Here is an 18,776-nt window from a genome sequence, read left to right on the forward strand (position 1 = left end):
GGCCACCTTCGAAGTGGCCTTTTTGTTGGCTATGCAATAGGTCATCGCTGCTCCTTACAGGAGCGCCTTCAGCCAGCTCGATAGCCTTAAGGATGCCCCGCACGCACCGGCCGCTAGCTGCGCCTGTGATAACCGCACCGAGTCATTGTTGGTTTAGCACACAATCTTGCCACCCCAGCGTCACACACACCTCTTGCCAAGATACGAGCGCATAGAAAATGCCGCTTACCAAAAACCCGGTAAGCGGCATGGGGAAGCGGCGGTTCTATCAGCGGCTGGCTTTCATCACGTCGCGCGGCACGTACTTGCCGATCTCGTACTTGCCAATGGCGGCGCGATGCACCTCGTCCGGGCCGTCGGCCAGACGTAGGGTGCGCTGCATGGCGTACCAGTAGGCCAGCGGGAAGTCGTTGGAGACCCCGGCGCCGCCGTGCATCTGGATCGCCCGGTCGATCACCCTGAGCGCCACGTTGGGCGCCACCACCTTGATCTGGGCGATTTCGCTGGCGGCGATCTTGTTGCCGACGGTGTCCATCATGTAGGCCGCATTGAGCGTCAGCAGGCGCGCCTGGTTGATCTCCATGCGCGAGTCGGCGATGTGGTCGATATTGCCGCCCAGGCGTGCCAGCGGCTTGCCGAAGGCGGTGCGCGAAACGGCGCGCTTGCACATCAGCTCCAGGGCCCGTTCGGCCATGCCGATCGAACGCATGCAGTGGTGGATGCGGCCCGGGCCGAGGCGACCCTGGGCGATCTCGAAGCCGCGCCCCTCGCCGAGCAGCACGTTCTCGTAGGGCACCCGCACGTTCTCGAACAGCACCTCGGCGTGGCCGTGCGGCGCGTCGTCGTAGCCGAACACCGGCAGCGGACGCAGCACGGTGACGCCGGGGGCGTCCATCGGCACCAGAATCATCGAATGCTGCTGGTGGCGCGGCGCGTCCGGGTTGGTCAGGCCCATGAAGATCATCACCTTGCAGCGCGGATCGCAGGCGCCGGAGGTCCACCACTTGCGGCCGTTGATCACCCACTCGTCGCCTTCGCGGCGGGCGTTGGCCTGCATATTGGTGGCGTCGGACGAGGCCACACCCGGCTCGGTCATGGCGAAGGCCGAGCGGATCTCGCCGGACAGCAGCGGCTCCAGCCACTGGCGCTTCTGCGCCTCGTTGCCGTAGCGCACCAGCACCTCCATGTTGCCGGTGTCCGGCGCGGCGCAGTTGAACGGCTCCGGGCCGATCAGCGAGCGCCCCATGATCTCGGCCAGCGGCGCGTACTCGGTGTTGCTCAGGCCGGCGCCGTAGTCCGACTCGGGCAGGAACAGGTTCCACAGGCCCTCGGCCTTGGCCTTGTTCTTCAGCTCTTCCATGATCGCGGTGGGTTGCCAGCGGTCGCCCTCGGCCACCTGCCGTTCGAACACCGCTTCGGCCGGGTAGACGTGCGCTTCCATGAACGCCGTGACGCGCTCACGCAGCTGTTGAACCTTGGGGGAGTAGGCGAAATCCATGGGGGCTACCTTCTTGGCTGTGCGGTTGTGGAAAATATGCTAGAACAGCGCCTAAGATTTATCGAACCTATTTTCAGTGTGTATGAACATTCATAACCGATATATGATCGATTGATATCGACAGCCCTGGAGCGCATCCGGCATGAACCTGACCAAGGTGGATCTGAACCTCTTCATCGTCTTCGACGCCATCTACACCGAGGCCAACCTGACCCGTGCCGGGCAGATCGTCGGCATCACCCAGCCGGCGGTGTCCAACGCCCTGGCCCGCCTGCGCGAGACCTTCAACGACCCGCTGTTCGTGCGCACCGCCCAGGGCATGGTGCCGACGCCGATGGCGCAGAACATCATCGGTCCGGTGCGCAACGCCCTGCAGCTGCTGCGCGTATCGGTGCAGGAAAGCCGCACCTTCAACCCGCAGCAGGCCAACAAGACCTACCGCATCAGCATGACCGACCTCTCCGAGCAGATTCTCCTGCCGCCGCTGTTCCAGCGCCTGCGCCGCCTGGCGCCGAACGTGTGTATCGAGAGCTTTCTGGCCAAGCGCCGCGAAACCACCAAGGAGCTGGCCGCCGGGCGCCTGGACTTCGCCGTCGACGCGCCGCTCAACACCGACCCGCAGGTGCGCCACGTCAAGCTGCTCGATGACCGCTACGTCTGCGCCATGCGCCCGGGCCACCCGCTGGCCAAGGACAAGATCAGCCTCGACGAGTACCTGTCGCTGACCCACATCCACATCTCCAGCCGCCGCAGCGGTCTGGGCTACGTGGACCTGGCCCTGGGCAAGATGGGCATCCAGCGCAAGATCGCCCTGCGCTCGCAGCACTACCTGATGGCCAGCAGCGTGATGCTGCAGACCGACATGGTGATCACCGTGCCGGAGCGCTTCGCCCGCCGTCATCACCTGCATCACGTGACGCTGCCGGTCGGCGACGTGCCGGCGCTGGAAACCCATCTGTACTGGCACGAAAGCACCGATCAGGACCCGGCCAACCGCTGGATGCGCGAGCAGATGATCGAGCTGGCCCAGCAGGTCACCGCGCAGGAGAAGAAGGCCGAACAGGCCCCCGCCGCCTGAGTGAAAGGTGGTAAACGCAAGAAGGCCCGCAGATGCGGGCCTTCTCGTTTTGGGCGGGGGGAGAATCAGCGGGCGAGCTGGCCATCCAGCGACAGCTTGCCGGCGCCTTCGAACACCACCGCCAGGCTCATCGCCATCAGCGCCAGGGCGAACTCGTAGCCGTTGTTGCTCATGAAGAAGCCGTGCTGCAGGTGCACGGTGACGATGGCCACCAGCATGGTCACCGCCAGAACCGCGGCCGCCGGGCGCGCCAGCAGGCCGACTATCAGGGCGAGACCGCCGAAGAACTCGGCGCTACCGGCCCCCAGCGCCATCAGATAGCCCGGCGTCAGGCCGATGCTTTCCATCCACTGCGCCACGCCGGCCAGACCATAGCCACCGAACCAGCCGAACAGCTTCTGCGCGCCATGAGCGGCGAAGGTGATACCGGCGACAATGCGCAGGATGGTGATGCCGAAGCCGGCCTGGGTGGCGGTGATGCTCTTGATCAGGTTGTTCATTACAGCGCTTCCTTCGTGTGTGAGAGTTGATGGCGCACAGAATAACCAATTAGTTCGATTTAAAAACAGCAAAAAACCACTAATTAATATCGAGCTGATAGATAGTTATTTGGCCGTCAGCCGCTGTCTTTGCGGTTCGAGCAGATAGCGCTCACGGTCATAAGCAAGGTAGTACTTATTCACCGCATTCACATAACTCACCACGCCCATGCCCATCTGCTCCATGGCCACCCGCTCGACCTGGAAGAACCACTGATTGGGATTGAGGCCCCGCCTGCGTGCCTCGGCGCGCAGGCTCTGCACCCGCTGCGGGCCGAGGTTGTAGCCGGCGAGGACGAAGGCCATGCGCTCGCGCTCGTTGAGCTGCGGGCTGTTGAAGAAGGTGCGGCGGATCATCGCCAGGTACTTGCTGCTGGCCAGCACATTGCCGTCCAGGCTGGCGATATTGCTCACGCCGACGGCGCGCGCCGCCGCCGGGGTGATCTGCATCAGCCCGGTGGCACCGCTGGCGCCACGCGCCGAGGGGTTGAGGGTCGACTCCTTGAACGCCAGCGCCGCCAGCAGCAGCCAGTCGAAGCCCTGGCGCTCGGCATGCTGCTGCAACACCGGGCGCACCCGCTCCAGGCGCTGGCGCTCGGTGCGGCCGAGCGGCGAATGGACCTTGTACAGACGCCGGTAGACGCGCTGGAAAGCGGCGTCCTGGTCGGCCGGGCTCTGGTAGCCGCTGAAGAAGCGGTCGATGCTGGCGCGCAGCATCGGCGCATCCGGACGCACGAACCAGCTCATGTCGCCGTCACGCGCCAGCACCAAGTGCCTGTCCACCCTGAGCTTGGGCATCACCTTGGCCCAGCGCTCGGCGATCGGCAGTTCCACCGCGGTACGCTCGAAGATGCCGGCCTGGACCATTTCCAGCACGTCCTCCACCGCCAGACTGGGGTCGACCCACTCCACCACGATCGGCGGCAGCTTGCGCGCCGCCAGTTGCTGGTTGACCTTGCGCAGCGCCTCGCCCACCGCGCTGCCGGCCGGCAGCGACAGGCTGCGCCCGGCCAGTTGTTCGAGGCTGCGGTAATGCCGGTTGCCCTGCTTCGCCACCAACACCAGCGGCACCTCGCGACGGATCGCCGCGCTGGCGCTGACGTCGCGCCCGGCACGCACGTTGAGCAGCTCGCCCGGCGCCACCAGATCGCCCTCGCCGCGCTGCAGGGCGCCGAGCAGCTGGTCCTTGGCCTTGGGGATAATCTTCAGGCGCAGGCTGCGGCCGTCGCGGGCGTTGCGGTTGAGGTACTGCTCGAAGGCGCGCAGGCGGTGGTACTCGACGCCGATGCTCTGGCCCTTGACCGAGCCCGAGCTGTTGCGGCTCTGGTTGACCAGCACGCGCAGCTCGCCGCTGCTGCGGATCGCCGGCAAGTCGCGGGCGCTGCGGGCCTGACTGCCGACTTCCGGCGGGCCGATCAGGCGCGCGCTGGCCGGTAGCGGCAGCAGGGCCAGCAGGCACAGGATCAACAGCAATCGCGACATCGATTCTCCAGGGATGGGCGGCAGGCCGCCGGACTCAGAGCACAACCCGCGAAACAAGTTCCCAAGCTGCGCGCGGGGCGCGGAGGGTCGCACAGCTGGCGCTGGCGGCGCCAGCCCGCAACCTTGCATCAATCTTAAAAAGCGTCGCCAACTTATTGTTTCTAATTGCCTTTCTGACGAACGGAATGCTTCTGCTATGCTCCCCCTTCGCCCAGACCAGGTGGCACCATGCAACTCATCGATATCGCCGTCAATCTGACCCACCCCAGCCTCGCCGCGCAGGCCGAAGCCCTGCTCGAGCGCGCCTACGCCGCCGGCGTCTGCCAGATGCTGCTGACCGGCACCAGTCTGGCCGAAAGCGAAGCCAGCCTGGCGCTGTGCCGACGGCTGGACGGCAGCGGCGAGCGGCTGTTCAGCACCGCCGGGGTGCATCCGCACGACGCCAGCAGCTGGAACGGCGCCAGCGCCGACAGGCTCAAGGCCCTGCTGGGCGAAGCCGAGGTGCGCGCGGTGGGCGAATGCGGACTGGACTTCGACCGCGATTTCTCCCCCAGACCGCTGCAGGAGAAGGCCCTGGAGCAGCAGCTGGCGCTGGCCGCCGAGCTGAATATGCCGGTGTTCCTGCATGAGCGCGAGGCCAGCCAGCGCCTGCTGGAGATACTCCGCGATTTTCGCGACCGGCTGCCGGCGGCGGTGGTGCACTGCTTCACCGGCGAACGCCAGGCGCTCTACGCCTATCTGGATCTCGACCTGCATATCGGCATCACCGGCTGGGTCTGCGACGAGCGCCGCGGCACCCACCTGCATCCGCTGCTCAAGGACATCCCCGGCGGCCGTCTGATGCTGGAGACCGACGCACCCTTCCTGCTGCCGCGCAGCCTGCGACCCAAGCCGAAAAACGGGCGCAACGAGCCGGCCTTCCTTGGCGAAGTGCTGCGCGAGGTGGCGCTGCACCGCGGCCAGAGCCAGGCGCAGCTGGCGGCCGAAACCACCGCCTGCGCCCGCGCCTTCTTCGCCCTGCCGACGCTGCCGGAGCGCGCCGCAGCGGAGTCTTGATCTCGGTCAACACTTGCGCCCCGGGCCTCGACGACACTGCTGGCATTTGGCCAATAGCGGCTGTCGTACGCGGACACTACAAAGCATGAGCGCCTGGATCAGCGATATTTCCCTCAAGTACAAGTTCTGGGCGGTCAACGCCGTGGCCTTCACCACCAGCCTGCTGCTGGTGCTGTTCGCCCTGCATACCGAACAGCGCGCACGCGCCGTCGATGCCCGCCAGGCCGCGGCCGAGCAGGCGCGCCTGCTGGCGCACTGGCCGGCGCAGGCGGCGCTACCGGCCCTCGCGCAGTTGCGCACGCTGCAAGATGGCGAACGCCTGCCCGGCGCCCTGGGCCAAGCCGACGCCAGCGGCTGGCAGGCACTGGCGCACGATCCCTGGCTGAGCGAATCCCCGCTGATCGGCGCGCAGCTGGCGACCCTGAGCGACGGTCGCCGCCTGGCCCTGCTGACCCGCGCGCCCGGCCTGCGCCAGCTGTTCGCCGAGCACGCACTGGCCTACGCCGGCGCCGTGGCCGGACTGATGCTGCTGCTTCTGGCCGCCTCGCAGCTGTTGATCCGCTTTTTGCTCAGCCACCTCAACACCCTCAAGGACGTGATGCTGCAGGTCGAGCGCAGCGGCGACCTGGCCCTGCGCGTGCCGCTGGAGGGCCGCGACGAGGTCGGCCAGATGGCCGCCGCCTTCAACGCCATGCAGGCCGGCTACCAGCGTGTGGTCGGCACCGTCGGCCAGGTCGCCGCCGAACTGGACAGCGGCACCCGCAGCATGGCCGAGCGCATGGGCGCGGTGCGCCAGGGCATGCTCGACCAGCAGAGCGAGACCGACCAGGCGGCCACCGCGATCAACCAGATGTCGGCCACCGTGCAGCACATCGCCGAGCACGCCGGCAGCACCCGCGACCAGTCGCACAACGCCGACCAGCTGGCCCGCGCAGGCCAGGCCGCGGTCGGTCGCGTCGAGCAGTCCATCGCCGGGCTGTCGCGCGGCGTGCAGCAGAGCGCCGGTACCATCGAGCGCCTGGCCGAGGACAGCCAGCACATCAACCGGGTGGTCGGGGTGATCCACGGCATCGCCGAGCAGACCAACCTGCTGGCCCTCAACGCCGCCATCGAAGCGGCGCGTGCCGGCGAGATGGGCCGCGGTTTCGCCGTGGTGGCCGACGAGGTGCGCAACCTGGCCAAACGGGTGCAGGACTCCACCGACGAAATCACCCAGATGATCGGTAACCTGCAGGCCGGCACCCGCGACGCCGTGGAGTTCATGCGCGAGAGTTCCGACAGCGCCAACCATTGCGTGCAGCTGGCGCAAGAGGCCGGCGAGGCGCTGGCGGCGATCACCGCCGCGGTGGCGCTGATGCGCGACAGCAATACCCAGATCGCCGTGGCCGCCGCCCAGCAGAGCCAGGTGGCCGAGGAGATGAGCCGTTCGGTGGTGGGCATCCGCGACGTCACCGAGCAGACCGTCGGTCAGACCCTCGACTCCGCCGCCACCAGCCAGCAACTGGCCGAGCTGGCCGGCGAGCTGAGCCAGGCGATCCGCCAGCTGCGCCTGTAACCTATCTGCGCCATAGCCAGGGGCAATTCGCCGGGGTCCAGGCGGCCGGCCTAGACTCGTTGCATGACCCAGAGGAATGCAGCATGAGCAAACGCCGCCCCAACCTGCTGGTCTGGCAATGGCGCCACTACGCCGAGCAGCACCGGCACCCGACCAACCTGCTGCTGCACCTGCTGGCCGTGCCGCTGTTTCTGCTGTCGGCCGCGCTGTTGCTGATCGGCCTGTGGCGCCTGGGCTTCGTACCCCTGGCACTGGGCGCCATCGGCCTGCTGGCCGCCCTCGCCCTGCAGCGCCAGGGTCACCGCTTCGAGCAGCAGGCGCCGGAGCCCTTCGCCGGCAAGCGCGATGCGGTCAAACGCCTGCTGCTGGAACAGTGCGTGACCTTCCCGCGCTTTCTCTTCAGCGGCGCCTGGTGGCGCGCCTGGCGCCGGCGCAAGCGGCACTGATTCAGCCGAATACCGTCACCGTCTGCCGGCTGATGGCGATCAGCTCGCCCGCCGGGCTCCACAACGCCGCGGCGATATGGCCGTAGCCGTCGCGGGCATGCTCGATCTCGGCGCGGTACAGGCACCAGTGCTCGGTGCTCAGCTCCCGCAGCGGCTGGACGAACTCGATGGTCCAGGTCAGCGAACTGCCCGGCGCCGGGCTCTTCAGATGCGGCAGCACCGCCGGCGGCCAGGCATCGACCAGCGCCAGCAGATGCGCCTCGCTCAGCGCCTGCGGCTCGGCCTCGCCGCGCAGGCGCACCCAGCCGCCCATCTGCCGCGAGGGGTTGTTGGTGAAGGGCATGCCACCGATGCCCCAGCGCATGGCCAGGAAACGGGTGAACTCGGGGGTGACGCCGCGCAGGTACGGCAGCTCCTGGCAACGCTCGGCCGGCTCGATCTGCGGCGCCGGCAGCGGCGCCACGTCGATGGCCGAGGCGCGTGCGGCGCCGAAACTGCCCTGCACCATGGTCACCACCTGGCCGTCCTGCACCGCGCGCAGGCACAGCTGGCTGACCGCCTTGCCCTCGCGCAGCACCTCGGCCTGGAAGCTCACCGGCACGTCCGCCGCCACCGGGCCGACGAAGGTGATGGCCAGCGAGCGCACCGGGCGCCCCGCCGGCACCTTGGCGCGCATGGCCTCGAAGGCCAGCGCCGCCACCAGGCCGCCGAAACTGGCGCGCCCCTGGCCCCAGAGCGACGGAATCACCAGCGCCTCGGGGTTGGTACGCACGGCCTGCAGCAATTCGGAAAAGGTCATAGCCACCTCGCAAACGATAGATGGCGTCGATCTTAGGGGATGGTGGAGGCCGAACGATAGGCCGAAAGGATGGTTATTCGGCCATAGTTCCGGCGAAAATGTCGCCTTATTTCTCCAGCAGGAAGTCGCCATGCAGCGCCAGCAGCGCCTCGTCCGCGCGCCGTTCGGCTGCCGCCTGGGCCTGCAACCAGGCCGCGCGGCAGGGCTGCAGGGCCTCGCTGAAATCGCTCTGCGCCAGCCATTGCAGGTGATCGTGCCAGTCGCCCAGCTCGCTCTGCGCGTGCTTCAACCGGCCCTGCGTCGCGGCGTCCAGGCCGCTGTGCAGCGGATAGGCCTCGGCGGCGTAACGCACCCGCTTGATCAGCAGGCGCAGGCGGTGGCGGTCGTGCGCCGGGTCGCGCAGGGCACGCGCCAGCTGGCGCTGCTGACGGCGCAAACGGCGGCGGATGCGCTTGCCCACGCCGCGCAGCTGGCCCTCGGCTGCGGCCTGACGCCAGTTGCCCGGCCAGGCATCGAGCAGCAGCAGCAAGTCGGCCAGCTCGCGACTGGCAGCGACGGCGGCATGTCCGGCGACCCGCCGCGCCTCGCCGGCCTGGGCCAACTCGCTCAGCCCCAGGCGACGCAACTCGGCCGCCAGCACCTCGCGGTCGCGCAACGGCCCGCTGAGGCGCCCCAGCACGGCGGCGCCCTGCTCCAGCGTGTCCACCGCCGGCAGGCCGCGCAAGGGTCGCAGCAGGCTGCGCAGCTGGCGCAGGGCGATGCGCAGATCGTGCAGGGCTTCCGCGTCGGTGGCACCTGCCAAACGTGCCTGGCAGGCGTACAGACGCACCTGCAACGCCAGCACCCGGGCCAGAATCCGCTCGACGAAACCCTTCATGCGCACATCCCCTTACTCGGATCGGTCATTCACCACTGCCGGACCTAGGGTGGATGAAAAGAGCATCGTCCACCCTAAGTGATACCGGCGCGTAGCGTATCGCGGGGCCGCCCAGGCCATGCGCACCAGGTATCCAATTGCCCGCGGTGCGCACGGCGTACCCTAGGTCGACCCGCCGCTTGGCTAATGGATTATTGCGAGACCGCGCGCTAGCGCAACAGGCGCCAGGGCAAAGCCCTGCGCAACTCACCCAGCGCCTGGCGCAGGGCCGCCCGCGAGGGGGGCTGGCCGGCGTAGCGCTGGGCCTCGAAACAGCGGGCAAAGGCCTGGATCGCTGCGGCCTGGGCCGGGAGTTCGCGACCCGCGCGCTCGGCGAAGGCACGCGGCCCCTCGCCCGCCTGGCGCCGCACGCCGTGCCGCGCCAGCAGCTGCTCGAAGCGGCGGAAGGCCTGGCGCTGCGGGTCGCGACGCTGCTGCCAGGGCCTCAGCAACCACAGCGCCAGCAGGCCGAGCAGCAGCGTGCCGCTGCCGACCAGGGCCAGCGCCAGGCGCTGCCAGTCGAGGCTGCCGAACCAGCGCTGCAGCAGCTGCAACTGCTGCTCGCCCTGGTAGCCCAGCACCCAGCGCTGCCAGCCGTAGTTGAGGTTTTCCCAGCTCAGGCGCAACTGGTTGAGCCAGGCCAGTTCGCGGTAGCGCAGCGGCGAGAAGGGCTGGTCGTCGAGAAAACCGTCCTCCTCGGCCAGCGCCTCCTCCAGGCTCTGCTCGATGCGCTGCGGCGCCACCTGGAAGGTGGGATCGACGCTGCGCCAGCCGCGGCCTGGCTGCCAGTACTCGACCCAGGCGTGGGCATCGAACTGGCGCACCTGGATGTAGTTGCCGCCGGGGTTGAGCTCGCCGCCCTGGTAGCCGGCCACCACCCGCGCGGGAATGCCGGCGGCGCGCAGGACGAAGGTCATGGCCCCGGCGTAGTGGGCGCAGAAGCCGCGGCGGGTGTTGAACAGGAAGTCGTCGATGCTGTCCGCGCCCAGCGGCTGCGGGCGCAGGGTGTAGACGTAGGGCTCGCGGTTGAAATGCTGCAGCAGCGCGGCGACCAGCGCATCAGCCTGCGGATGCTGACGCTGCAGCTCGGCGGCCCAGGCGCGACTGCGCGGATCGCCCTGCTCGGGCAGTTGCAGCGCGCGGCGCAACGCCGGCGGTTCGGCGTCCGCCTCGCGCAGTGCCTGCGGCCAGGAGCGCACCTGGTAGAGCAAGGGGCGATCCACCGGGCGCCGCCGCTGCCAGCGGAAGTCGCTCATCATGCGGCTGTCGCCCTGCGCCAGCTCGCCGACGTCGAGGGCGAACAGCCAGGGCTTGCCGCTGGGCTGCATGACGATGCTGTAGTCCAGCGGCTCGCCCGCCTGGCGCCACTGCGGCGTCGCGGGCAGCTCGGCGTAGCTGGATTGCGACCAGCGCCGGCCGTCGAAGCGCTCCAGGGTCAGGGCGCGCCAGTACAGCTGATCGCGCGGCGGCACCGGGCCGTCGAAGCTGGCGCGAAAGGCCAGCGCCGAGGAGCGGCTGAGCTGGGCGATATCGGCCGGCGCCATGCTGTCGGACAGGCCGGTGACGCCCTTGTCGCTGGGCATCGGCAGCGACCACAGCGGGCCCATGCGCGGGAAGAACAGAAACAGCAGAACCATCAGCGGCAGCGCCTGCAGCAGCAGGCCGCCGGCCAGGCGCAGGGTCGGCCAGGGCCGCTCGGCGAAACCGCTGTGCTGCAGCCCCACCAGCGCGGCGAGCAGCGCGGTCACCGGCAGCAGGCTGTACAGCGCGGCGAGGATGCCGTCGTCGAACAGGTAGGCGGTCACCACGCAGAAAAAGCCGAGGAAGATCAGCACCAGGGCGTCGCGCCGGCTGCGCATCTCCACCAGCTTGAGGACGAAGGTGGCGATCAGCAGCACCACCGCCGCGTCCAGCCCCACCAGGGTGCCGCGCGACAGCAGGATGCCGGCCAGCACCAGCAGCATCAGGCCGCCCTTGGCCCAGCCGTTGGGGTAGCCCGCGCGCATGCGGAAGATCTGCACGCGCCAGGCGACGGCGCCGAGCCACAGGGCGACCATCCACAGCGGCAGGTGCACCAGGTGCGGCAGGATCACCAGCACCTGGGCCACCAGCAGCCAGGTCAGGGCGATGCGCGGAATGCCCGGCAGTGTGCTCATGCCGGCTCACCGAACAGCGCCAGGGCGCGCAGGCAGGCGTCGCGATGGCCTTCGCCGGAGTCCGGGGCGATCACCTGCCCCGGCAGCTGCAGGCCGAACGCCTGCTGCCGCTCGGCCAGTTGCAGCACCCAGTGGCAGAGCAGCGACAGGCGCATTTCGCTATCGCCGCCCAACTGCTCGAAGTCCAGCCACAGGTCGCGACCGCCGAGCATGGCGAACTCCTTGACCAGCAGGCCCTGGCCGCGCGAATAGGCCTTCCAGTCCAGGCGCCGCTTGGAGTCGCCCGGCTGGTAGTCGCGCAGGCCCTGGAAATCGTCGGCGCCCTGGCCGCGGGCGCGCATGCCCTCCTCGTCCTCGGCGCCCAGGCCGGCAGCCAGCGGCAGCTCGCCCTCCAGCGGCCGCGGATAGACCAGCACCGCCTGATCCAGATCGACCCAGCTCCAGGCCACCAGCAGGCCGAGGGGAAAGCGGCTCTCCACCCGCAACCGGCCCGGGCGCAGCCAGCCACGGCGCTGCGCCGGCAGGCTCAGTTCCAGCTCGGCCTGGCCCTGGCGCGGCACGTCGCGCGCCAGCAGCTCGGCCGGCGGCCACCCCAGGGCCACGGCCTGGTGCTCGCGCTCGCGGCTTTCCAGGCGCACGCGAAAGCGCGCCTGTTCGCCGACGAACACCGCGCCGCCACCGCCGGCCTTGAGCACCAGCCCGGCCAGGTTGCGATAGGTGTGCAGGATGGCGACCACGAACACCGCCATCAGCAGGAAGGTCAGGCCGTAGGCCAGGCTGTTCTGGTAGTTGATGCCCACCAGCAGCATCAGCAGCAGGGCCAGGCCATAGGCGGCGCCGACCCGGCTGGGCAGGATGAAGATGCGCCGCTGATTGAGGCGCACGCTGGCCGCCGGCGGAATGCGCCGCGCCAGCCAGCGGCTCCACAGCGGTTTCAGCGCGGCGCGCATCAGAGCGCCGGCACTTCGCGCAGCAGCCACTGCACCAGGCTGCCGCCGCCGTGGCCGGTGGGGTCGGCGCGCTCGCGCAGGCGGTGGCCGACCACCGACGGCAGCACCGCCTGCACGTCCTCGGGGATCACGTAGTCGCGCTCGGCCAGCAGCGCCCAGGCCCGCGCCGCGGCCAACAGCGCCAGGCTGGCGCGCGGCGACAGGCCCCAGGCGAACTGCGGCTGGCTGCGGGTGGCCTCGACCAGGCGCAGCACGTAATCGATCAGCGCATCGCTGGCGCGCACCTTGGGCACCTCGGCCTGCAGCCGGGCCAGCTCGGCATGGTCGAGAATCGGCTGCAGCCGCGGCAGCAGCTCGCGCCGCGCGTCGCCCAGCAGCAGCGCCTTCTCCGCCGCCTGGGCCGGATAACCCAGCGACAGGCGCATGAGGAAACGGTCCAGCTGCGACTCCGGCAGGGCGAAGGTGCCGCCGCTGCTCACCGGGTTCTGCGTGGCGATGACGAAGAACGGCTCGGGCAGCGGTCGGGTGGCGCCCTCGATGGTCACCTGGCCCTCCTCCATGGCCTCGAGCAGCGCGCTCTGGCTCTTCGGCGTGGCGCGGTTGATCTCGTCGGCCAGCACCAGCTCGGCGAAGATCGGCCCGGGGTGGAAGACGAACTGGCCACTGTCCTTGTCGAACACCGAGGTGCCGAGGATGTCGCCGGGCAACAGGTCGGAGGTGAACTGGATACGCTGGAAGCTCAGCCCCAGCACCCGCGCCAGGGCATGGCTCAAGGTGGTCTTGCCCATGCCGGGCAGGTCTTCGATCAGCAGGTGACCGCGCGCCAGCAGGCAGGTCAGCGCCAGGCGCACCTGCGCCTCCTTGCCCAGCAGCACCTGATTGACCGAGTCCAGGCAGGCGTCCAGTTTGCTTCGCATCGTTGGCTCCTTATGCAGACCGCCGATGCTACTGGGCCACTCAGGTGCGGCAAAGTGCTATGCAATCTTTGCTGACGAAACTGTGAGCGCGCCCGCCCTTACAGACGAAAATGCCCGGCCATGCCCTGCAGCTCGCGGCCCAGCTCGGCCAGCTGGATGCTCGAGGCGGCGGTCTGTTCCATGGCGCTGGCCGACTGATCGGCGATATCGCGGATCGAGGTGACGCTGCGGTTGATCTCCTCGGCCACCGCCGTCTGCTGTTCGGCCGCCGCGGCGATCTGCTGGTTCATCTCGAAGATCCGCGCCACCGCCTCGGCGATGGCCGTCAGCGCGCCCTCGGTCTGGTTGGCGCCCTCCACCGTCTGGCTCACCAGGCTGGCGCTCTGCGCCATGTCGGCCACCGCGCGGCGGCTGCCCTCGCGCAGCGCGGCGATCAGCGCCTCGATCTCGGCGGTAGACTGCTGGGTGCGCTTGGCCAGGGCGCGCACCTCGTCGGCGACCACGGCGAAGCCGCGGCCCTGCTCGCCGGCACGCGCCGCCTCGATGGCGGCGTTGAGCGCCAGCAGATTGGTCTGCTCGGCGACGTTCTTGATCACCTCCAGCACCGCGTCGATGCGCTGGGTGTCCTGGCTCAGGCGCTGGATGCTGGCGGTGGTGGCGTCCATCGCGCCGGCCAGCTGGTCGATGCGCTGCAGGGTCTGGCGCACCACCTGGCTGCCACTGTCGACGCGCCGATCGGCCTGCTCGGTGGAAGCCGCGGCGGCCTCGGCGTTGCGCGCCACCTCGTGCACCGTGGCGGTCATCTGGCTCATGGCGGTGGCCACCTGATCGGTCTCCAGCTTCTGCCCGTTGACCCCCTGGCGGGTCTGCTCGGTCACCGTCGACAGCGACTGCGCCGAGCTGGACAGCTGGGTCACCCCGCCCTGCAGGCGGCCGACCATCTCGCGCAGGTTGCCGGCCATGGCCTGCATGGCGCCGAGCAGCTGGCCGATCTCGTCGCGCCGGTCGATTTCGATGCGCGCACTCAGGTCGCCGGCGGCGATGCGCTCGGCCAGGCCGATCACCCGTTTCAGCGGCCGCACTATGGCCAGGCTGATGGCCAGCGCGGCCCCCAGGCCGACCAGCAGGGCCAGGGCCGCCGCCAGCAGGATCAGGGCGCTGCTCGCCTGCTGCGCGGCCTGCATGGCCTGGCGCTGGGCGCCGAGGGCCTGCTCGACCTGGCCAAGCAGGTGTTCGATCTGCGCCACCAGCTGCAGGTAAACCTGCTTCTGCTGCTGCAGCTGCTCGGCGTATTCCTTGAGCCGCTCGTTGAAGGAGTCGACATTGACCACCACCTCGCCGAGCACCGCGGCGTAGCCGGGATCGCTCAGCGCATCGCGCAGTTCGGCGGCCAGCGCCTGGGCCTCGCCGGCCTGGGCGATCTCGACCCGCTCGAGCGCTTCGCTGCGGCGGCTCGCCTCCAGACGCTGGCGGGCCTGATCCAGCGCCTGTAACAGCAACTGGTGAATCTTGCCGACCTGCCCGGCCTGCAGCACCGCCTCGCCGCCCTGCTCGCCCTGGCTGCGCTTGAGCAGGTCGACGCCGTCCTCGGCCAGCCCCTCCTGCAGCAGGTCGAGGCTGTTGGCGGCGCTGACCACCAGCCAGTCGGCGGCCTGCAGCGACAGCTGCATGTTGTCGGTGAGTTCCACGTAACGGGCGAAGGCGGCGCGGTAGTCGGCCAGCGCCGGCGCCAGTGGCGCCAGGATCGCCGCGGTGCCTTCGTCCAGCTCGCCCTGCAGGGCGGCGCTGGCCTGCAGGATCGCCTCGGCCTGCTCGGCCAGGCGCGCGGCCTGCTGCGGATCGCCGGCCAGGGCGAAGGCCTGCTCGCTGTGGCGCATGTGCAGCAGCTGCTCGCCGAGCGCACTCATGCGCTGCTGCAGCGCCGCCCCGGCGTTCACCTCGCGCAGCGCCAACAGCCCGGTGCCGGCCACCAGCGCGGTGAGCCCCAGCACCAGGGCGAAACCCAACATCAGTTTGCTGGCCGTGCTCAGACTGGCCAGCCGATTGCTCCACGCGCTCCCCATGACCACCCCCGCCTACTGCTCGCCGCGAATGGCCGAACATAGGAGCGCCGCCCTGCTGGCGACAAGCCAGCAAGGCAGGGAATGGCAGGATCAGCTAACTGGAGGTCGCTTCCAGAACGGATTCATGGCCGCTGCATCTGGAACAGCTCGGTGGTGCGGCAGTAGGCGCTGCCGCCGAGACGGCCGATCAGGTCGAGCTTGAGCGGGTCGAGGCGGCCCTGCTCGCTGAGCACGGCGTCGTCGATATGCGCCAGCAGCACCTCGGCGAAGATCAGGTGGCAGTTGGGATTTGCCGCCGGATAGGGCTGGATCTGCGCCACCCGGCACTCGAAGGTCACCGGCACGCCGGCCACCCGCGGCACGTCGATGCGCTCGCACGGCAGGCTGGCGATAGCGCAATGGGCGAACTCGCTGACCTCGTGCGGCAGTATCGCCGCGCTGGCGTTCATCGCCTCGGCCTGGGCGAAGCTGACCAGCTGGATCGCCAGTTCGCCGCTGGCCTGGGCGTTGCGCAGGCTGTCCTTGAGGCTGCCGTCGTCGCGGGTGTTGACGTTGACCAGCAGGGTCGGCGGGTTGTCGCTGATCACCTGGAAGAAGCTGAACGGCGCCAGATTGGCCACCCCTTGCGGGGAGCGGGTGGAAACCCAGGCGATGGGCCGCGGGGTGACGCTGGCGGCCAGCCAGCGGTAGGCCTCCAGCGGGCTCAGCGTCGCGAAGTCGAGCTGCATCAGCGCCCCGCTCGCGATTCGCGGATGTAGAAGCGCGCCCGCTCGGCCTTGCTGGTGCAGCCCTCGTAGGCCTCGAACTGCTGCTGGGTCTTGGCCGCGGTGAGCAGCGACAGCGCCTTGGAGTAGCTGACCGTACCGGCGAAGCCTTCGGCCTCGGCGATGCTCAGCTCCTTCCAGGCCGCGTCCAGCTGATTGGCGCAGGTGTCGCGGTACACCGTCTTGCCGGCGCAACCGCTCAGCGCCAGGACCAGCACCGGCAAACAGATCCAATGTTTCATCGACCACACTCCTTACAAGGACATGACTACGGATTGACCCAGTGTAGGACGCCGGCGCCCGGGGAAAGTGCCCGCTTCAGCGTCCGGCGCGTTGACGCAGATACTCCACCACCGCCTGCTGCTCGCCGACGAACTCGATGCGCCCGGCCTTGCTCTCGCGCTGGAACACGTACATCGGATCGTAGTACTCCACCAGCAGCGCCTCGATCCAGCCGCGGTGGGTGTCGACCTGGCCGGCGGCGGCCTGCTCGCCGAGGGCCTGGTCCATGATCGCCGCCAGGCGCTGGTAGCGCTCGCCGCCCAGGCGCCGGGTGATGTTGGCCAGGCTCTCGCGCAGGCGCGCGGCGAAGGCGGCGAATCCGCCCTCCTCGCCGTGGACGGCGACGAACTCGGCGCACAGCTCGACCACATAGGCCTTGAGGATGCGCTCGACGCGATGCTCCAGGCTGTCCTCCAGCCACACCAGCGGGTAGTCCTGCATGGCCTGGTACAGCGGCAGCGGCAGCGAGCAGCGGCCGATCAGCCGCGCCTCGTCCTCCAGCACGAACTGGCGCTGGCCGCGCGCGCGACGCTTGAGCAGGTCGATGGCCAGGGCGTTCTCGAAATCGATCTGCGCCGGCTGGGCGCTGGCGCGCTTGCCGAAGCTGGAGCCGCGGTGGTTGGCGTGGCCTTCCAGGTCCGGGGCGTTGTCCAGCTGGCCGATCACCTCGGTCTTGCCGGTGCCGGTCATGCCGCCGACCAGGACGAAATCGCACTCGGCCACCGCCTGCTCGCTGGTTTCCAGGAGAAAGCCGCGCATCGCCTTATAGCCGCCGATCACCCGCGGGTAGTCGATGCCCGCCTCGCTTTTCAGCCACTGCTGGACGATCTGCGAGCGCAGGCCGCCGCGAAAGCAGTACAGGTAGCCGTCCGGATGGGCCTTGGCGAAGGCCGCCCAAGCCGCTATGCGCTCGTCCTTCAGCGCACCGCTGACCAGTTGGTGGCCTAGCTCGATGGCCGCCTGCTGGCCGTGCTGCTTGTAACAGGTGCCGACCTTCTGCCGCTCGAGGTCGTCCATCAGCGGCAGGTTGACCACCCCGGGGAAGGCGCCCTTGAGAAATTCCACCGGCGCACGGGCGTCCATCATCGGCCGGTCGCCCAGAAAGATGTCGCGGTAGTCGGCGCTGTTGTCCCGCATCACAGCACCTCGACCGCGTGACGCTGTCGCTCGACCATCTCGCCGATGGGCGCCAGCTGCAGGCCCAACTCGGCGGCCACGGCGAGGAACTCCGCCTCGCCTTCCGGCGCCACGGCGATCAGCAGGCCGCCGCTGGTCTGCGGGTCGCACAGCAGCAGCTTGGCCAGCTCCGGTAGCGGCGCGATCTTGTCGCCGTAGCTGTCGAAGTTGCGCAGCGTGCCGCCGGGCACGCAACCCTGCTCCAGGTAATGCTCAACGCTGGCCAGGCGCGGCACCTTGGCGAACTCGACGCGCGCGCTGAGGCCGCTACCATCGGCCATTTCCACTAGGTGCCCGAGCAGGCCGAAGCCGGTGACGTCGGTCATCGCCTTGACCCCGGCGAGCTTGCCGAAGCGGCTGCCGGGCTTGTTCAGGGTGCACATCCAGTCGCGCGCCAGGCCGACGTCCTCGCTGCGCAGCTTGGCCTTCTTCTCCGCGGTGGTGAGGATGCCGATGCCCAGCGGCTTGGTCAGGTACAGCTGGCAGCCGACCGTGGCGGTGTCGTTGCGCTTCATATGGCGCTTGTCCACCAGGCCGGTCACCGCCAGGCCGAAGATCGGCTCGGGGGCGTCGATCGAGTGGCCGCCGGCCAGCGGAATGCCGGCCTCGTCGCACACCGCGCGGCCGCCGCGGATCACCTCGCGGGCGACCTCCGGGGCCAGCAGGTTGACCGGCCAGCCGAGAATGGCGATGGCCATCAGCGGGTCGCCGCCCATGGCGTAGATGTCGCTGATGGCGTTGGTCGCGGCGATGCGGCCGAAGTCGTAGGGGTCGTCGACGATGGGCATGAAGAAGTCGGTGGTGGAAACCACCCCGCGCTCTTCGTCGATGGCGTAGACCGCCGCGTCGTCGCGCGAGGCGTTGCCGACCCACAGGCGCGGGTCGAGGTTCTGCGCGCCGCTGCCGGCGAGGATCACCTCCAGCACCTTGGGGGAAATCTTGCAGCCGCAACCGGCGCCGTGGCTGTACTGGGTCAAACGAATCGGCTCGCTCATGTCTCTCTCTTGCATCGACGACTGGCGGCGGATTCTAGCAAAGACCGCCTTGGCGCAGCGCCTTTGCGCGAGTAAGGTCGAAACATCGACGGGGGATTTTTCCT

General features: G+C 69.1%; 17 protein-coding genes and 1 pseudogene. 4 read left to right on the plus strand and 14 right to left on the minus strand.

Annotated elements, in window-relative coordinates; all coding sequences use genetic code 11:
- Nucleotides 1–268 precede the first annotated feature (268 nt).
- Complete coding sequence (locus ACIGFL_RS11000) at nt 269–1,498, minus strand: acyl-CoA dehydrogenase (RefSeq protein WP_021446006.1); 1,230 nt, start codon at nt 1,496–1,498, stop codon at nt 269–271.
- 142 nt (nt 1,499–1,640) lie between these two features.
- Between ACIGFL_RS11000 and ACIGFL_RS11005 the strand changes: the two genes are divergently transcribed.
- A complete protein-coding gene (locus ACIGFL_RS11005) occupies nt 1,641–2,576 on the plus strand; it encodes a LysR family transcriptional regulator (protein WP_021446007.1) in 936 nt (311 codons plus the stop codon).
- Nucleotides 2,577–2,641: 65 nt separating this feature from the next.
- On the opposite strand, the gene ACIGFL_RS11010 is transcribed toward ACIGFL_RS11005, so the two are convergent.
- Nucleotides 2,642–3,076, minus strand: coding sequence for a DoxX family protein (locus ACIGFL_RS11010; RefSeq protein ID WP_397497199.1), 435 nt, complete (start codon nt 3,074–3,076; stop codon nt 2,642–2,644).
- A 105-nt stretch (nt 3,077–3,181) separates the two neighbouring features.
- Nucleotides 3,182–4,597, minus strand: a complete 1,416-nt coding sequence (locus ACIGFL_RS11015) for a transglycosylase SLT domain-containing protein (protein ID WP_397497200.1) — start codon at nt 4,595–4,597, stop codon at nt 3,182–3,184.
- A 228-nt stretch (nt 4,598–4,825) separates the two neighbouring features.
- Here ACIGFL_RS11015 and ACIGFL_RS11020 point away from each other — a divergent pair, with 228 nt between their 5' ends.
- From ACIGFL_RS11020 to ACIGFL_RS11030, 3 genes are all read left to right on the plus strand, one after another.
- Nucleotides 4,826–5,653, plus strand: coding sequence for a TatD family hydrolase (locus tag ACIGFL_RS11020; protein ID WP_397497201.1), 828 nt, complete (start codon nt 4,826–4,828; stop codon nt 5,651–5,653).
- Between the two features lie 85 nt (nt 5,654–5,738).
- Nucleotides 5,739–7,208, plus strand: a complete 1,470-nt coding sequence (locus ACIGFL_RS11025) for a methyl-accepting chemotaxis protein (RefSeq protein WP_397497202.1) — start codon at nt 5,739–5,741, stop codon at nt 7,206–7,208.
- 83 nt (nt 7,209–7,291) lie between these two features.
- A complete protein-coding gene (locus ACIGFL_RS11030) occupies nt 7,292–7,654 on the plus strand; it encodes an Mpo1-like protein (RefSeq protein ID WP_397497203.1) in 363 nt (120 codons plus the stop codon).
- Nucleotide 7,655: 1 nt separating this feature from the next.
- Here the strand turns inward: ACIGFL_RS11030 and ACIGFL_RS11035 are convergent, their stop codons facing one another.
- The 11 genes and pseudogenes from ACIGFL_RS11035 to selD all read right to left on the minus strand — a co-directional run bounded on the left by ACIGFL_RS11035 (nt 7,656) and on the right by selD (nt 18,672).
- A complete protein-coding gene (locus ACIGFL_RS11035; protein WP_397497204.1) occupies nt 7,656–8,453 on the minus strand; it encodes an acyl-CoA thioesterase in 798 nt (265 codons plus the stop codon).
- A 106-nt stretch (nt 8,454–8,559) separates the two neighbouring features.
- The gene (locus tag ACIGFL_RS11040; protein ID WP_397497205.1) at nt 8,560–9,330 is read right to left on the minus strand and encodes a CHAD domain-containing protein; all 771 of its coding nucleotides are present in this window, start codon (nt 9,328–9,330) and stop codon (nt 8,560–8,562) included.
- Nucleotides 9,331–9,539: 209 nt separating this feature from the next.
- Nucleotides 9,540–11,525: a DUF3488 and DUF4129 domain-containing transglutaminase family protein gene (locus ACIGFL_RS11045; RefSeq protein WP_397497206.1), complete on the minus strand. Its 1,986-nt coding sequence runs from the start codon at nt 11,523–11,525 to the stop codon at nt 9,540–9,542.
- The gene (locus tag ACIGFL_RS11050) at nt 11,522–12,475 is read right to left on the minus strand and encodes a DUF58 domain-containing protein (protein ID WP_397497207.1); all 954 of its coding nucleotides are present in this window, start codon (nt 12,473–12,475) and stop codon (nt 11,522–11,524) included. The genes ACIGFL_RS11045 and ACIGFL_RS11050 overlap by 4 nt, the downstream gene beginning before the upstream one ends.
- Nucleotides 12,475–13,392 carry an AAA family ATPase gene (locus ACIGFL_RS11055; protein ID WP_397487650.1) on the minus strand — a complete coding sequence of 306 codons (918 nt, stop codon included), beginning with the start codon at nt 13,390–13,392 and terminating at the stop codon, nt 12,475–12,477. Before ACIGFL_RS11055 ends, ACIGFL_RS11050 begins: the two co-directional genes overlap by 1 nt.
- A gap of 98 nt (nt 13,393–13,490) precedes the next feature.
- On the minus strand, nt 13,491–14,363 hold the full coding sequence (locus tag ACIGFL_RS11060; protein ID WP_397497509.1) for a methyl-accepting chemotaxis protein: 873 nt from the start codon (nt 14,361–14,363) through the stop codon (nt 13,491–13,493).
- A pseudogene (locus ACIGFL_RS11065) lies at nt 14,346–15,455 on the minus strand (HAMP domain-containing protein); the annotation flags it as partial. The pseudogene ACIGFL_RS11065 and the gene ACIGFL_RS11060, both read right to left, overlap by 18 nt.
- A 122-nt stretch (nt 15,456–15,577) precedes the next feature.
- Entirely contained in the window at nt 15,578–16,183 is a 606-nt protein-coding gene (locus tag ACIGFL_RS11070) for a flavin reductase family protein (protein ID WP_397497208.1), read from the minus strand.
- Nucleotides 16,183–16,461, minus strand: coding sequence for a hypothetical protein (locus tag ACIGFL_RS11075; RefSeq protein WP_397497209.1), 279 nt, complete (start codon nt 16,459–16,461; stop codon nt 16,183–16,185). Before ACIGFL_RS11075 ends, ACIGFL_RS11070 begins: the two co-directional genes overlap by 1 nt.
- A 76-nt stretch (nt 16,462–16,537) precedes the next feature.
- On the minus strand, nt 16,538–17,638 hold the full coding sequence (mnmH, locus tag ACIGFL_RS11080) for a tRNA 2-selenouridine(34) synthase MnmH (RefSeq protein WP_397497210.1): 1,101 nt from the start codon (nt 17,636–17,638) through the stop codon (nt 16,538–16,540).
- Nucleotides 17,638–18,672: a selenide, water dikinase SelD gene (gene selD, locus ACIGFL_RS11085; RefSeq protein ID WP_397497211.1), complete on the minus strand. Its 1,035-nt coding sequence runs from the start codon at nt 18,670–18,672 to the stop codon at nt 17,638–17,640. The genes mnmH and selD overlap by 1 nt, the downstream gene beginning before the upstream one ends.
- Between the last annotated feature and the right edge of the window lie 104 nt (nt 18,673–18,776).

The organism is Pseudomonas sp. NPDC077649, assembly GCF_044542855.1.
Taxonomy (GTDB): Bacteria; Pseudomonadota; Gammaproteobacteria; order Pseudomonadales; family Pseudomonadaceae; genus Aquipseudomonas.